Origin of the sequence: Acidiphilium sp. JA12-A1 (assembly GCF_000724705.2) — a bacterium.
Taxonomy (GTDB): Bacteria; Pseudomonadota; Alphaproteobacteria; order Acetobacterales; family Acetobacteraceae; genus Acidiphilium; species Acidiphilium multivorum.
The window spans coordinates 1-1,203 of record NZ_JFHO01000271.1 but is presented as its reverse complement, the minus strand read 5'-3'; the positions used below and the strand labels follow the sequence as shown (position 1 = coordinate 1,203).

Annotated in this window: 1 pseudogene; it reads right to left on the bottom strand. The window is 61.9% G+C overall.

Annotated elements, in window-relative coordinates:
* Nucleotides 1-1,203: pseudogene (locus RT91_RS19840) on the bottom strand (IS256 family transposase); the annotation flags it as partial.

Here is a 1,203-nt window from a genome sequence, read left to right as displayed (position 1 = left end):
CGAAGCGATCGCCGAAGATGACGGCGAACTGAGCCTTTGCCATAGCCCATTCTCGAGGTGGCATCACCCATTCCTTTTTCGGGTCGGTTCAGGATCAGATAGAGGAACTTGGCGGCGGCCTCATCGCTCGGGAAATGGCCGCGCGCGCGGATCGCCCGACGCAGCTTGAAATTCAGGACTTCTATGGCGTTCGTCGTATAAATGATCCGACGGACCTCGCCGGGGAAGGAAAAGAACGGGATGACTTCCTGCCACACCCGACGCCAGCTCTGGCCGATGGCAGGGTATTTCCGGCCCCATGGCCCGGCCTCGAAGGCCACGAGTGCTGCCTCGGCGGCCCTGGCATCGACGGCCCGGTAGATCCTTGAGGGCAGTCTCGACCGCCTTGCGGTCCTTGTAGGACACGAAATCCATGGAGTTCCGGAGCAGATGGACGATGCAGGTCTGCACGATCGTCTCGGGAAAGACGGCAGTGATCGCCTCTGGCCCCCCCTTCAGGCCATCGACCACAGCCAGCAGGATGTCCTCGACGCCGCGGTTCTTCAACTCGTTCATCACCCGCAGCCAGAATTTGGCGCCCTCGTTCTGCTCGATCCACATCTGAGCACGACCTTCGTCCCGTCGGCCATGACGCTCAGCGCGATATGGATCGCCTTGTTGCGGACCACGCCCTCGTCGCGGATCTTCACCCGGATGGCATCGAAGAATACCAGCGGATAGACCGGGTCCAGCGGACGCTGCTGCCAGGATGTCACCTCGTCCAGAACCGCATCGGTGATCGTGCTGATCAGCTCCGCCGAAGCATCCATGCCGTAGATCTCGCGCAGATGTTCCGCGATCTCCCGGGTGCTCATCCCCCGCGCATACATCGAGATGATCTTGTCATCGAAGCCTGGAAACCGGCGCTGGTATTTGGCGATCAACTGCGGATCAAAGCTACCCGCACGGTCTCGCGGGATCGCAATCTCGATCTTCCCCGTGCCGGTCGACACCGACTTGCGGCCATAGCCGTTGCGGCTGTTCTCCGCCTCCGCTTCGTCACTCAGATGGTAATCCATCTCCGCGCTCAAGACCCCGCTCCGCCAGGGCTTTCTTCAGCGCGTTCACCAGGTCCCCAGAATTCAGCGCTGCCGCCGCGTCACCACCAGCCAGAAGCTGGTCCAGCAAATCGCCCGGGATCGCCGGTGCCGTCCGTCGTGCCAT